The sequence below is a fragment of the Enorma phocaeensis genome (assembly GCF_016901575.1).
Classification (GTDB): domain Bacteria; phylum Actinomycetota; class Coriobacteriia; order Coriobacteriales; family Coriobacteriaceae; genus Limicola; species Limicola phocaeensis_A.
Window position 1 is genome coordinate 288,772 of record NZ_JACJKQ010000002.1, and the last position, 12,248, is coordinate 301,019.

The 12,248-nt window shown below is 65.8% G+C and carries 16 protein-coding genes; 10 read left to right on the forward strand and 6 right to left on the reverse strand.

Going from position 1 to position 12,248, the window contains the following annotated elements; translation table 11 throughout:
• Positions 1–149: 149 nt before the first annotated feature.
• The 4 genes from nrdG (at position 150) to H6A15_RS03055 (ending at position 2,380) form a co-directional block, all read left to right on the forward strand.
• Positions 150–749, forward strand: a complete 600-nt coding sequence (gene nrdG, locus H6A15_RS03040) for an anaerobic ribonucleoside-triphosphate reductase activating protein (protein WP_204672214.1) — start codon at positions 150–152, stop codon at positions 747–749.
• 62 nt (positions 750–811) lie between these two features.
• Entirely contained in the window at positions 812–1,348 is a 537-nt protein-coding gene (locus H6A15_RS03045) for an HD domain-containing protein (protein WP_342635801.1), read from the forward strand.
• Positions 1,349–1,546: 198 nt separating this feature from the next.
• On the forward strand, positions 1,547–2,035 hold the full coding sequence (gene folB, locus H6A15_RS03050) for a dihydroneopterin aldolase (protein WP_204672215.1): 489 nt from the start codon (positions 1,547–1,549) through the stop codon (positions 2,033–2,035).
• A gap of 117 nt (positions 2,036–2,152) precedes the next feature.
• Positions 2,153–2,380 (forward strand): hypothetical protein, encoded by a 228-nt coding sequence (locus H6A15_RS03055; RefSeq protein WP_204672216.1) that lies wholly within the window; start codon positions 2,153–2,155, stop codon positions 2,378–2,380.
• 16 nt (positions 2,381–2,396) lie between these two features.
• On the opposite strand, the gene H6A15_RS03060 is transcribed toward H6A15_RS03055, so the two are convergent.
• Positions 2,397–3,725, reverse strand: a complete 1,329-nt coding sequence (locus tag H6A15_RS03060) for a GH32 C-terminal domain-containing protein (protein ID WP_204672217.1) — start codon at positions 3,723–3,725, stop codon at positions 2,397–2,399.
• 300 nt (positions 3,726–4,025) lie between these two features.
• Here H6A15_RS03060 and H6A15_RS03065 point away from each other — a divergent pair, with 300 nt between their 5' ends.
• Positions 4,026–4,190 (forward strand): GH32 C-terminal domain-containing protein, encoded by a 165-nt coding sequence (locus H6A15_RS03065; RefSeq protein ID WP_204672218.1) that lies wholly within the window; start codon positions 4,026–4,028, stop codon positions 4,188–4,190.
• Between the two features lie 30 nt (positions 4,191–4,220).
• Here the strand turns inward: H6A15_RS03065 and H6A15_RS03070 are convergent, their stop codons facing one another.
• Complete coding sequence (locus H6A15_RS03070) at positions 4,221–4,988, reverse strand: M48 family metallopeptidase (RefSeq protein WP_204672219.1); 768 nt, start codon at positions 4,986–4,988, stop codon at positions 4,221–4,223.
• Between the two features lie 225 nt (positions 4,989–5,213).
• Between H6A15_RS03070 and H6A15_RS03075 the strand changes: the two genes are divergently transcribed.
• Positions 5,214–5,645, forward strand: a complete 432-nt coding sequence (locus H6A15_RS03075; RefSeq protein WP_204672220.1) for an FKBP-type peptidyl-prolyl cis-trans isomerase — start codon at positions 5,214–5,216, stop codon at positions 5,643–5,645.
• A 106-nt stretch (positions 5,646–5,751) separates the two neighbouring features.
• Here H6A15_RS03075 and H6A15_RS03080 read toward each other — a convergent pair whose 3' ends face one another.
• From H6A15_RS03080 to rnhA, 4 genes are all read right to left on the reverse strand, one after another.
• Positions 5,752–6,177, reverse strand: a complete 426-nt coding sequence (locus tag H6A15_RS03080) for a Fur family transcriptional regulator (protein ID WP_204672221.1) — start codon at positions 6,175–6,177, stop codon at positions 5,752–5,754.
• Positions 6,178–6,333: 156 nt separating this feature from the next.
• Complete coding sequence (locus tag H6A15_RS03085) at positions 6,334–6,738, reverse strand: acylphosphatase (protein WP_204672222.1); 405 nt, start codon at positions 6,736–6,738, stop codon at positions 6,334–6,336.
• A gap of 4 nt (positions 6,739–6,742) precedes the next feature.
• A complete protein-coding gene (locus H6A15_RS03090; protein ID WP_204672223.1) occupies positions 6,743–7,915 on the reverse strand; it encodes a Gfo/Idh/MocA family protein in 1,173 nt (390 codons plus the stop codon).
• 75 nt (positions 7,916–7,990) lie between these two features.
• Positions 7,991–8,521 carry a ribonuclease HI gene (gene rnhA / locus H6A15_RS03095; RefSeq protein WP_204672224.1) on the reverse strand — a complete coding sequence of 177 codons (531 nt, stop codon included), beginning with the start codon at positions 8,519–8,521 and terminating at the stop codon, positions 7,991–7,993.
• Positions 8,522–8,801: 280 nt separating this feature from the next.
• Here rnhA and H6A15_RS10535 point away from each other — a divergent pair, with 280 nt between their 5' ends.
• From H6A15_RS10535 to hemH, 4 genes are all read left to right on the forward strand, one after another.
• A complete protein-coding gene (locus tag H6A15_RS10535; RefSeq protein WP_275060815.1) occupies positions 8,802–8,936 on the forward strand; it encodes a hypothetical protein in 135 nt (44 codons plus the stop codon).
• Positions 8,937–8,987: 51 nt separating this feature from the next.
• Complete coding sequence (locus H6A15_RS03100) at positions 8,988–10,172, forward strand: aldo/keto reductase (protein WP_204672225.1); 1,185 nt, start codon at positions 8,988–8,990, stop codon at positions 10,170–10,172.
• A 71-nt stretch (positions 10,173–10,243) separates the two neighbouring features.
• Positions 10,244–11,128 carry a deoxyribonuclease IV gene (locus H6A15_RS03105; RefSeq protein WP_204672226.1) on the forward strand — a complete coding sequence of 295 codons (885 nt, stop codon included), beginning with the start codon at positions 10,244–10,246 and terminating at the stop codon, positions 11,126–11,128.
• On the forward strand, positions 11,125–12,141 hold the full coding sequence (gene hemH, locus H6A15_RS03110) for a ferrochelatase (RefSeq protein WP_204672227.1): 1,017 nt from the start codon (positions 11,125–11,127) through the stop codon (positions 12,139–12,141). Before H6A15_RS03105 ends, hemH begins: the two co-directional genes overlap by 4 nt.
• The last annotated feature ends 107 nt before the right edge of the window (positions 12,142–12,248 follow it).

Here is a 12,248-nt window from a genome sequence, read left to right on the forward strand (position 1 = left end):
AAGCAGCGCTGCGCGAACTGCGCGCGAGACGACATGGTCGGGGGCTCCGCCATATCGTTGCCAGGGCAGTGCGAGCTGCTATCTGCATCATTGTCGGTTTTCCTGTCTCTCCAGGCGCATCGCGCCTGCGCGGGGAATGAAGGCATGTTATGAATTACGCCGAGATTAAATACTTCGACATCGCAAACGGCGAGGGGGTCCGGACCACGCTGTTCGTGAGCGGCTGCCGGCGTGGCTGCCCAGGCTGCTTTAACGAGGCGGCGTGGAACTTTTCTGCAGGCAGGCCCTTCACGGCAGAGGTCGAAGACAAGATCATCGAGAGCCTGGACCATGAGTTCTGCGACGGCCTCACCCTTTTGGGCGGCGAGCCCATGGAGCCCGAGAACCAGCGGGGGCTCGTAGAGTTCGTCGAGCGGGTGCGAGAGCGTTTCCCGCGCGGCGTGGGGGCGAGCGGCGGGCCCGCGAAGACCATCTGGTGCTTCACGGGCGACCGGCTCGAGGAACTCATGGAGGGCGGGCGCCATCACACGGAGGTCACCGAGCGCCTGCTGGGCTGCATCGACGTCCTCGTCGACGGCCCCTTCGTGCAGGACCTCTACGACATCACGCTGCGTTTCCACGGGTCTTCGAACCAGCGGCTCATCGACCTCAACGCCACGCGCGCCGCGGCAGCCGAGAATGGCTGCTCGCTCGCCGAATCCGTGCGCCTGTGGCAAGATGAGCCCGTATACACCACGCATAGCATGTAGGTTGCAGGCGAGGGTCCGTCACGTCTCAAGACGATGCGGGTCCGTGTAAGGCGGGAGGCACGGTGGAGCAGGTCGCGCGTCACAAGATGGGTCTCGAGGAGCTGCCGCGGGTGCAGGCGATATGGGAGCATCCCGTCTTCCAGCATGAGTATCGTCGCCTGGAGCGACTCGAGCGCGACCGGGTGTTCTGCCGGCATGGAATGCGACATCTTTTGGACACGGCGCGCATCATGTGGGCGCGAAACCTCGAGTTGGGGTGTGGCATCGACCGCGAGGTGGTCTATGCTGCCGCGTTGCTGCACGATGTTGGCAAGGCGGGTCAGTACGAGGGGGGAGAGCCCCACGAGGTGGGCGGGGCCCGCATCGCCGCGCGGGTCCTGGACAGCCTGCCCGACGACCTTGCCTTTGCGCCGGCCGACCGCGAGGCGATCCTTGCCGCCATCCGCGGGCATCGCCGTCTGCGCGAGGGGGCGGGCATGCTCGAGCGACTGCTCTTTCAAGCCGACAAGGCGTCGCGCGCCTGCTTCGCCTGTCCCGCAGTGGTGCGGGACGCGTGCAGCTGGCCTGACGAGAAAAAGAACCTCGACATACGGGTATAGACGCGGGGCCCCGGAGCCGGCCTGCCCTCGCGCCAGGCATCGCCCGTGCCTTCCCAGGGGGCTCGCTGCCACGCTTCTCACGCCGCGCCGGCGCGTGTTCCGGCATTGCGAGCCGTGCCTTTGGGTATAGAACATCACTGGAACTGCGAAGGCGCCGGCGGCATCGTGGCCGTCGGCGCGGAGGATGGAGTGATGTTCATGTGTGACAAGAAGCTGCCCGAAGACACGTCTGCAGGCGAGGAGCGCCGCCTCGCCCATCGCGACAAGGCGGGCGTGCCCATGGCCCGTCGCGAGCTTGCCGCCGTCGACCCGGCGATGCTCGAGCATGCCGACAAGATCGTGATTTCCGGGCTTGAGGTATGGGCGAACCACGGCGTGTATCCCGCGGAGACCGAGCTGGGGCAGAAGTTCGTGGTCTCGGCGACCCTCTATGCGAATCTGCGCCCGGCGGGCGAATCCGATGACCTCGACGCGTCCATCGACTACGGCGCCGTGTCCCATGACATCGACGCCTTCATGCGCGACCATACGTTCAAGCTGATCGAGGCCGCCGCCGAGGCGCTGGCCAAGCACCTGTTGGAAAGCTATCGACAGCTGCTGGGCGTGCGCATCAGGTTGGAGAAGCCGTGGGCGCCGATCGGGCTGCCTCTGACGAGCGTGGCGGTCGAGATCGAGCGCACGCGCTAGAAGATATGAGAGGTGGCTGGAGCCTCTCTCCATGAAGCTGGCCCACCTTCGGGGCGTCGCGGGTTAGGATGCAGCCATGGACGGCGTCCGCACCGCATTCATGAGGAGGTCCCAGCCATGATCTATCGTACCAGCATCGGCCTCGACGTACACGCCCGCTCGATCGCCGCGGAGGCCAACCGCAGGCTCCACGTGAAGTCCGAGCGCCTCAGGAGCCGCGGGATGCGCCCCGCGAAGGCCAACGCTGAAGCCTGCAGGCTCTCCGCCGCGCCGCCGCCCCGGACCGGATATAGGAAGACCGCCCCCGCCCATGGAAACATGGGCTTGGGCGGTCTTGGCACTTGACAGGAGGATCTACATATCAGCCGAGGGCGTGGAGCTCCGGCGTCGCGGCGGCATGCACGTCGATGCGGTCCTCGAGCCCAAAGACCGCGTGGCTCAGCACGTACTCGCCGTCGTTCACGTAGGTCTCGACCATGTTCGCGTCGACGAAGATGTCGAGACGATCGCCCTCGCGGACCTCGGGCGTCTCGGAGGTGAGGCGGCACTTGCCGTTGTGCGGGCACACAGCGCTGCGGTCGGCGACGATGCGACCGCCCGTGCGCGCGATGCGGTATCCGCCGAGGTCGAGCGACTCGCCCTCGTGCAGCTCGATGGCTAGGTGGTAGCCGGTGCGCGCCGAGGCCTGCTCGGGGGACACCGGCAGGCGGTAGGCAGCGCGCACGTTGGGGTGGATGCGGAAGTAGATGTGGCCGCCTGCCACCTCAACCACGCGCGGCAGGCTCATCATCCCGCGCCAGGTGCCCTCGGCAGCCTCCACCGCGGCGGGCATGCGCAGCCAGGCGATGATGGTGCGGCGCCCCTCGGCGTCGAGCGCGCTCTGCGGCGCGTAGAGATCGAGGCCGTAGTCGAAGAACTGATAGCTGTCGGCAAGCGTCATGCGGCAGGTGTCCTCGTCGAAGTCCGCGAGCATGCAGATGGTCATGTCGGTGGGCGCCGCGCCGTCGTCGAGCAGGCCCATGGGGGAGACCATGAGGACGCCGGTACCGTCGACCTCGAACCAGTCGGGGCACTCCCACATCCAGCCGAGACCGTCGCGCTCGACCGTGCCGGCGAGCTCCCAGGTACCAAGGTCGTCGCTGCGGTAGATGAGAAGGCGCCCGTCGCGGTGGACCGTCGTGCCGAGCACGAGGTGGTAGCCGTCGCGCCCGCGCCAGACCTTCGGGTCGCGCGTATGGGTGGCGTCGCCCAGCTCCGGATCGGTGATCGCCGGGATGATGACGCGCTTGGCGTCCAGGTTGTCGAAGTGCCGCCCGTCGGCGGAGACGAGCTCCATCTGGCAGGATTCGAACCGGTTGTTCAGGTGTTTGTGGATGTTCTCCGGGTCGGTCTCGAGGTAGCGGACGCCGGTGTAGAAGAGGTGCAGGCGCCCCGCGCGCTCTATGGCGCTGCCGGAGAAGCAGCCGTTTCGGTCGGCGAGCTTCGTGGGGAAGAGGGCGATTCCCTCGTGCTCCCAGTGGATGAGGTCGGGCGACACCGCGTGCCCCCAGTGCATGGTTCCCCAGCTCGGGGCATAGGGGAAGTACTGATAGAACAGGTGGTACTGCCCGCGGTAGTAGATGAACCCATTGGGGTCGTTGATCCAGTTGAGCGGCGCCTTGAGGTGGCCCGTCTGCTCGATGCCGCGCACGTCGTGCTCCTTTAATCCGATGGTTGGCGGGGTCAGTCCGATATGGAGGTCGCTCCGTCTCGCTGATGTGCCGAGAGGCGACGGCACATCGGTCTTCGCCTTTCGGCTGCAGGGGTGCAACCTGCCAGGCGGCAGGGTTGCAGGCTACAGGGTTGCCAGCTGCTTGCGCCCGATGGTCTTGGCGAACGCGAGGGTGATGACGAACGTGCACACGATCGCGATGACCACCGAGACGAGGAACTGCAGCATGCAGTCGGGCCTGATGCAGATGACGCCGATGATACCGCACGGGACCTGCGCGTGCTCGTGGACGCCTCGGCGGTCGAGGTGTATGCAAACGGCGGCCGCGACGTGCTGTCCACGCGCTGGTTCCCGGTCGCAGAAGAGCTCTCGGTCGCCCTTCATGGCTCATGTGCCGCAGGCCATGTCTGGGCGATGGGCGATGGCATGGCCGGCACGTACTAGCTCGCCGCCCGGCAATCCATGGGAAGACGCTCAGGCGGGTTGCCGAAGGCGGGCGGCGATGGCGCGGTTGTGCGGGCAGTAGATGTCGAGCAGCATGTGAAACCGTGCGTTGTGGGTGGGCTCCATGAGGTGGACGAGCTCATGGGTCACGACGAACTCGAGGCAGATGGGCGGGTATGCCGCGAGGAGCGAGCTGATGCGGATACTCCTGCTTTCCGGGGTGCATGACCCCCATCGGCTCGTCATGTGGCGCACCTGCCATCGGTCGGCGTGAACGCCGAGGCGGGCTTCGACCCGTTCGGTGACGAGGGGCAGCGCGCACTCGAGCTCGTAGCGGTAGAGGGCCTTGGAGAGCTCCGCGTGCACAAGGGGGTCGAGCGTCTTGCGGGATGCCGCCTCGGTATCGAGCTCGCTTTCGTCCTCGGGCGTGGACAGCGAAAGTGCGGCTGCCAGGCCGGTTTCTCTGAGGGCGCCGATGAGCGATACGCGCTCGCCCCAAAGGGCAACGGTTCCGTCGCAAAGCGGCTCCTCTTCAAGGCGGGCGAGATGCTCGCGCCGTTTGGCGACGCGCTCCGCGATCCAGGTGCGTCGACGTGCCAAGAAGTCTTCGGCGTCAGCCCGCGTGCCGCGGAGGGGCATGCTCAGATGAACCGAGCCGTCGGGCCGTACGCGCAGGTTGAGGTTCTTGACCCGCCTGCGCTCGACTTCGACGGAGATGGGTCCTTCGGTTGTGTCCAGCACGACTTCAAACGACCGTCCGTCGCGACCGCCTGACAGGGGGTCGCCCTGATATCCCATGAGCCCTTCTTTCTGCGTCGTTGCGTGCGGCTGTACCTCGGAGTATAGCAAAGCGGGGACATGTCCCAGGCTTGCCGGGGCCTGTCTCCTGCCGACATTTCTCGTGGATTGCCGGCTTGCCATGCCCTGAGGTCGCAAGTCGGGTATAGTGGGCGCACGTGTTCGGGCAGGGGCCTGCCGGAGCTTCTGCCTCGATCGGTGCCCCTCGGTTCCAAGGAGGGACGCATGTCCAATCAAGGCAAGAAGGTCAAGGCACACTACCGGGGAACGCTGGATGACGGCACCCAGTTTGACTGCTCCTATGATCGCGGCGAGCCCATCGAGTTCACCTGCGGCGCCCATCAGATGATCGCCGGATTCGACGCAGCGGTCGTAGACATGGTGGTGGGAGAGAAGAAGTCGGTGCACATTCCTGCCGCCGACGCCTATGGCGAGCGTCGCGACGACCTGATCCTGCAGTTCCCGGCGGCCCAGGTCCCCAACATCGAGCAGATCGCGAAGGGCGACAAGCTCTTCCTGTCCGGCCCTGGCGGCATGCCGGTGCCCGTCGTGGTGCTCGACGTGAACGCCGAGGGCGTGCTGCTCGATGCGAACCACGAGCTCGCCGGCAAGGATCTCAACTTTGATATCGAGCTCGTCGAGGTCGAGGACGACTAGGCTTGCGGCGACCGCACATCCTGCACATGATCGGGCGGGGCGCCTCGGATGATTTCCGGGGCGCCCCGCCTGCTCGTTGTCGCCGCTTCTAATTCCGGGCCCTATCCTAAGCCGTTGCGCCCTGCGCCTTTCGAGGGTCCTCCGCGGGGCGTTCCCGTTTGAGGCAGGCGGGGCAAAGGCCTTCGAAGAAGGTGTAATGCGAGGCCACCGCATACCCGGTCGCCGACGAGGCCCGGGCGTCGAGGGCGTGGTCGTAGGCGAGCGGCATGTCCGCGACGGTGCCACACGAGGTGCACAGCACGTGGGAGTGCTCGTCGCAACGCCAGTCGAAGCGGCTGCCGCCCGGAGTCTTGAGCATGCGGATCTCGCCGTCGTCGACGAGAAGGTTGAGGTTGCGATACACGGTGCCGCGACCGATGTGCGGGTCACGCTCGCGGGCGACGAGGAAGATCTCGTCTGCGGTGGGATGGTTGTCCATCGTGCGGACGATGTCCAGAATGAGCTTGCGCTGCCGTGTGTTCCTGCGTCGCAAGTTGCCCTCCTTCCGCGTCGCGTTGATCGATGCCGCGTGCGTGCCGAATGTCGCGAGCAAGGGGTCGCTTTCGCTTTCAGAATAATGTTATCCCATGCATAGCCTTTTCACACGCGTTCTTGAGACGCCCCACACAACAGGCAAAAGCGTTCTGCGCTAGAAGCGGACGTCGAAGCCGTCCTCGCCTTCGACGAGGGGGAGCTCGCGCTCTTGCTCGAGGAGGATCTCGTAGCCGGCGTGGTTGTAGTAGCCGTGCACGCCGTCGAGATGTTTGATGATCGCCGCCGGCGTGCCCTGCACCTCAAGCTCCACGCGTCCGCTGCTCAGGTTTTTCACCCAGCCCGTCAAACCCTGCTTGTTTGCGACCCCTTGGTTGGTCCAGCGGAAGCCCACGCCCTGGACCGTGCCTTTGAACAGCAGGCTGAGGCGCAGCGGGGCGTTGCCCTCGTTCAGGCGTTCCTGGAGGCGGCGTATGAGGTCTCGTTCGCAGGGGCTGCGCAGCGTGGGGTCGATGGGGCCGCCCGAGTTGCCCGAGGTGCGAAAGCGGTCAAAAAAGCCCATGGGATCACCGGCCTTCCCCTGCGCCGTCCCCGGCGCTCTCCTGGCATGCGGCGCATGCCTCTTCGCGTGCGGCCTCCTGCTTGGCTGCAGGCTCGTCTGCGGGGAAGACGATGCCTGCTTGCCGGCGCGCCTCGTCCATGACGGAGAGGGTTGCGAGCGTCAGGCCGCGGAACGTTCCCACGGTGCCATACTCGCCCGCGGGGGCATCGCCGGCGGGGCATCCGGAGCGCACCGCCTCGACGGCGGCGATGAAGTCTTCGAGCTCGTAGGTCATGGTGTTGGGGCAGGTGGGGAGGTTGAACTCCTCGGTGCGGCCGCCTTCCTGGGAGCGCATGACCTTCGCGGAGCCACGTTCGACCTTGCCGCGATAGGAGATGCTCGCGTGCGAGGGGACCGAGATGGAATCCAGGGTCATGGTCGCCGTCTCGCTCTCAAACTGAACGGGCAGGTCGTCGTTGGTGATCTTCGAGAAGGCGATTTCGACCACGCGGCCCGGATAGCGGGCAAGGATCGTTCCCGCCCCGTCGATGGCGCCGTTGGTGATGTCGCGGGTCGACTCATCGAGGAGAACCGGGGCGAAGCAGATCGATTCCGGCTCTCCCATGAGCGCGACCGTCGCCTCGACAGGGTATACGCCGATGTCCATGAGGGAGCCCGACGCCATGGCGCAGTCGAAGATATTGGTGCGCTCGCCAGCGAGGATGTTGTCATAGCGAGAGGAATACTTGCCGAAGCGGATGCTCGCGCGACGCAGCTGCCCCAGGCGTGAGAGCAGTTCGCGAACGGTGGCAAACGCCGGGTCGTGTACGGGGCGCATGGCCTCGAGCGCCACCACGCCCGCGCGCTCTGCCGCGGCAAAGACCTTGGCAGCCTCGGCGCGGTTTGAGGCGAAGGGCTTCTCCACAAACACATGCTTGCCCTGAGCGATGCAGGCGAGCGCCTGCGGGGCATGGAGCGCGTTGGGGGAGCCGATGTAGACGGCGTCGACCTCGTCGGACGCCGCGAGCTCCTCGAGGCTTGTGAAGGGACGGGAGCCGCCGTGCTCTTTGGTGAAGGACGCGGCGCGCTCGGCGTCGCGCGAGAGCGTGCCAACAAAGACCGCGTGATCGCTTTGGTTGAGCGCCTCGATGAGGTTGTCGGTGATCATGCTGGTTCCGATGGTGGCGATTCGAAGCATGTGGGCCTCCTTGATGACGAGGCAGGCAGGCGTCGCGGGGCTCGCGGGCGGGTCGTGGCCTGTATGGGGCGCCCCCTAGTCGGCGTCTGCCGCGGTGAAACCGGTGTCGATGCTCAGTCTACCCGAATCTGCCGCCGTGGTTGCAAGCTCGTCGCAGCGTTCGTTGAGCTCGTGGCCTGCATGGCCCTTCACCCAGATGAATTCGACCTGATGCGGCTCCTTCGCCGTAAGCAGCCGTTTCCAGAGGTCGACGTTTTTGACGGGCTTTTTGGCCGCCGTCTTCCAGCCGCGCTTGATCCACCCGTCGATCCAATGCTTGTTGAAGGCGTTCACCACATACTGGGAATCCGAGTGCAGCTCGATCTGGCACGGGCGGTTGAGGGCCTCGAGGGCGGCAATGACCCCCATGAGCTCCATGCGGTTGTTGGTGGTCCGTTCGTATCCGCCCGAGAGCTCGCGGACGAACGTCTCGCCGCGGGGGTTGGTGTATGAAAGCACGGCGCCATATCCTCCGTTGCCGGGATTGCCTCGCGCCGATCCGTCGGTGTAGATGGTTACCTTCACAGGGTTCCTTTCTGGTTGGGCGTCAGTGCACCGGGCATACATTGTCGCGCGCCGTCCCCGCCGCGCAAGATGCTTCGGGAAAAAAGCGAGGACGCCGTCGTCGAGCGGCGCATTTCGCCCACAGGGCGTCTCGTCCGTGGTCGCCGCGGCGCCTCGATGGGACGGTGTCTGCCGTCCGTCCTGCCCGCTGCTCATGCCGGCGGGCCCCGGGCGCTCTTTGCCAAGCGCTTACAAAGACTTTGCCGGTCTCTGTCGGGTGGGGCGTAAGGTTGGAGAGGCCACAGTCCGGCGACATGCTCGCCGGGGCCAGATAGGGGGTACTATGTCAGAAGTCTTTTGGGGCGTCGCGCTTATGGTGGGCGCGGCCGTCGCCTTCATGGCATCCGAGGTGGTGCGCGAGCTCGAGCGCCGCCACGACGAGGCTGCGCTGCAAGAGACGGCGGATCAGCTGCTCTAGAGTGGCGCTGCCCTCCTGCGGCGGCGCGGCGGCCAGACGCGAGGAGGTAGCATGCAATATCGAGTCACCCCTACCGACGGCACGAAGATCTCTGCCCTCGGCCTTGGCTGCATGAGGTTTCCCGGCTTTGCGCTGGGGCGGCCGGACCAAAAGGCGGCAGAGGCCATCATCAGGCGTGCGTGCGAGCAGGGCATCAACTATCTCGACACCGCCTATCTCTACCCGGGAAACGAGCAGTGCGTCGGCCTGGCGCTCGAGAGGCTTGGGCTTCGTGACAAGGTGCTGCTCGCCACCAAGCTGCCCCATGGTTCATGCAAGCGCTCCGAAGACTTCGATCGGCTCTTTGACGAGCAGCTTCGTCGCCTGCGCCGCGACCATATCGACTACTACCTCATTCACAACATCACGAGCCCCTTGCAGTGGGAGCGCCTGCAATCGCTTGGAATCGAGGCTTGGATCGCCCGGCAAAAGGCCTCGGGCCGCATCCGCAACATCGGGTTTTCCTATCACGGCAGCGCGGGCGACTTCCCGGTGATGCTCGATGCGTTTTCCTGGGACTTCTGCCAGATCCAATACAACTATCTCAACGAGCACTATCAGGCGGGGACTGCGGGGCTTCGCGCCGCCGCGTCGCGCGGCCTGGCGGTCTTCGTCATGGAGCCGTTGCTCGGAGGCAGGCTTGCCCAGCACCTGCCCCCGGAGGCCGAGCGCATCCTCGAGCGAGCGGCGACGCCCGAGCTTTCGACGCCCGCCGCCTGGGGGCTTTCATGGGTGTGGAACCATCCCGAGGTGACCATGCTGCTCTCGGGCATGGCGTCTCCCGAGCAGGTTGACGAGAACGCCGCCGTCGCGGCGTCGGCGCTTCCCCATTCGATGGGGGCGCGGCAGCTGGAGGCAATCGAGCAGGTGGTCGAGGTCTTTCAGCGGCTGGAGCGCGTGCCGTGCACGGGATGCAACTATTGCATGCCCTGCCCCCAGGGCATCAACATCCCGGGGTGCTTTTCGGCCTATAACGCATCGTATGCCCACAGCTGGTTCACCGGCGTGTCGCAGTACTTTACCGCCTCCGCCATCCGCAGCGGCCGTCCAAAGCTTGCGACCAACTGCGTGAGGTGCGGTGCATGCAAGCGCCATTGTCCCCAGCATATCGATATCCCCGAGCGCCTGGATGATGTCCGACGCAGGTTGACCCCGGGCCCGGTGGGGGCTGCGCTCAAACTGCTTGGGAAGCGCTGATTTGCAGGCCTTTACAATCTGCTATGGTATCTGGTGCCTGTTGGGTGTAAGTTTCGAGGAAGGCGGGCGCGGTGCTCACCATTGGATGCCATCTCTCTATAGCCAAAGGGTTTGCCGCGATGGGCGAGGATGCGCTCGCCCTCGGCGCGAACACCTTTGCGTTCTTTACGCGAAACCCCCGCGGCGGCGCGATGCGCGCGCTTGACATGGACGATGTCGAGCGTCTGCGCGCCATGCTTGCCGAGCACGATTTTGGCCCGCTGGTGGCTCACGCCCCCTATACCTACAACCCCTGCTCGGCAAAGGAGCATGCCCGGGCATTTGCGCTCGAGGCGATGCGCGAGGACCTTGAGCGGCTCGAGGTGCTGCCGGGAAACCTGTACAACTTCCATCCGGGCGCGCATGTTGGGCAGGGCGTCGAGTGCGGCATCGAGCTGATCGTGGATGCGCTGTGCTCGGTGATGGAGCCGCATCAACGCACACAGGTGCTGCTCGAGACCATGGCGGGCAAAGGCACCGAGGTCGGCAGCAGCTTCGAAGAGCTCGCCCGCATCATCGAGGGCGTTGAGGACCGGCGGCCGGAGCTTGCCGGCAAGCTGGGCGTCTGCCTGGATACCTGCCATGTGAGCGATGCCGGCTACGATATCGTCCACGACCTCGACGGCGTGCTCGCCGACTTTGACCGGGTGATTGGGCTCGAGCGCTTCAAGGCCGTGCATGTCAACGACTCGAAGAACCCCTGCGGCGCGCACAAGGACCGTCATGCCTGCATCGGAGAGGGCTATCTGGGCTCCGATGGACTGGGAGGTGGCGAGCAGGTCTTTGCCCGGATCGTTTCCCATCGAGCGCTGCGCAACCTGCCCTTCATCCTCGAGACGCCCAATGACGCTGCGGGCTATGCGCGAGAGATCTCGTTGCTGCGGTCCTTGGCGGATCGCTCGGGGGAGAGCGCATGATGGATTCCAGTGCGCGCGTCGACCGGGTGGGCGTGCTGCTGATAAACACGGGCTCGCCCGACGCGCCCGAGCCCTCCGCGGTCCGGCGCTATCTCGCGGAATTCCTCATGGACCCCTGCGTGCGCCCCTTGCCCGGGCCCCTCTGGTGGATTGTGCTGCACCTGTTCGTGCTCCCGCGTCGACAGGAGGCATCGGCGGAGAAGTATCGCCGCATCTGGCGCGAGGACGGCTCTCCGCTCGTCTCCATCGCGGGTCGTTTGGCTCGGAGCGTGCAGGCAGAGGTTGCCCGGCGCCGGCCCGAGGCCGATTTCGTGGTCCGCCCCGCCATGTGCTATGGGCAGCCCTCGGTGGCACGGGCGCTTTCCGAGCTGAGGGATGCCGGCTGCTCGAGCGTTGTCGCGGTGCCGCTCTACCCGCAAAGCGCATCATCGACTACGGCGTCCGCCTTGACGCACCTGCGCGGCGCCCTCGCGGCTCTGGACTGGAATCCCCCGCTCATCGAGGTGGAGGAGTACGCGTCGCGCCCTGCATATCTCGATGCCGTGGCGGCGCGAATCGAGCGGGACGGCTTCGATGCCGCACACGACATGCTTTTGTTCTCGTTCCATTCCATTCCGTGCGCCCATGTGGAAGAGGGCGACACCTATGTTCACCAGGTCGAGGCGACATGCCGCCAGGTGGCGCAGCGCCTCGGGGTCCCAAAGGCATCGTGGCGCCTCTCCTACCAGTCTCCCTTCGAAGACAACCGCACATGGCAGGGCCCGTTTACATCGCATGCGCTTGCCGACCTCGCCCGCGTGCCGCGGAGGACCTTCATGGTGTGTCCGGGGTTTTCAATCGATTGCTTGGAGACCCTCTACGATGTGGAGTACGAGCTTCGCGGCTGCTTCGATGCCGCGGCGGTCCCCGGGGCCGAGCTTCGCTACGTGCCCTGCCTCAACGACGGCGCGGAGCAGGCGCGCCTCATCGCCTCGGTCGTCGAGGACTGCCTCGACGAGCTCCGCGGGGCCTGATTGCTTTGGTGATGCCTCGCCGGGTGCGGTCATGCCCAGGGCCGGTCGCCACGGACCTTGCGCCAACCCATCGCGCGCCCCTTCGGCGGCATGTCGCCTTGCGAGGG

Excerpts from the sequence above, each read along its gene's own strand:
- nrdG (WP_204672214.1), top strand. The coding sequence starts at position 150 with ATGAATTACGCCGAGATTAAATACTTCGACATCGCAAACGGCGAGGGG.
- folB (WP_204672215.1), top strand. The coding sequence starts at position 1,547 with ATGTGTGACAAGAAGCTGCCCGAAGACACGTCTGCAGGCGAGGAGCGC.
- H6A15_RS03055 (WP_204672216.1), top strand. The coding sequence starts at position 2,153 with ATGATCTATCGTACCAGCATCGGCCTCGACGTACACGCCCGCTCGATC.
- H6A15_RS03070 (WP_204672219.1), bottom strand. The coding sequence starts at position 4,988 with ATGGGATATCAGGGCGACCCCCTGTCAGGCGGTCGCGACGGACGGTCG.
- H6A15_RS03075 (WP_204672220.1), top strand. The coding sequence starts at position 5,214 with ATGTCCAATCAAGGCAAGAAGGTCAAGGCACACTACCGGGGAACGCTG.
- H6A15_RS03085 (WP_204672222.1), bottom strand. The coding sequence starts at position 6,738 with ATGGGCTTTTTTGACCGCTTTCGCACCTCGGGCAACTCGGGCGGCCCC.
- H6A15_RS03090 (WP_204672223.1), bottom strand. The coding sequence starts at position 7,915 with ATGCTTCGAATCGCCACCATCGGAACCAGCATGATCACCGACAACCTC.
- rnhA (WP_204672224.1), bottom strand. The coding sequence starts at position 8,521 with ATGTATGCCCGGTGCACTGACGCCCAACCAGAAAGGAACCCTGTGAAG.
- H6A15_RS10535 (WP_275060815.1), top strand. The coding sequence starts at position 8,802 with ATGTCAGAAGTCTTTTGGGGCGTCGCGCTTATGGTGGGCGCGGCCGTC.
- H6A15_RS03100 (WP_204672225.1), top strand. The coding sequence starts at position 8,988 with ATGCAATATCGAGTCACCCCTACCGACGGCACGAAGATCTCTGCCCTC.
- hemH (WP_204672227.1), top strand. The coding sequence starts at position 11,125 with ATGATGGATTCCAGTGCGCGCGTCGACCGGGTGGGCGTGCTGCTGATA.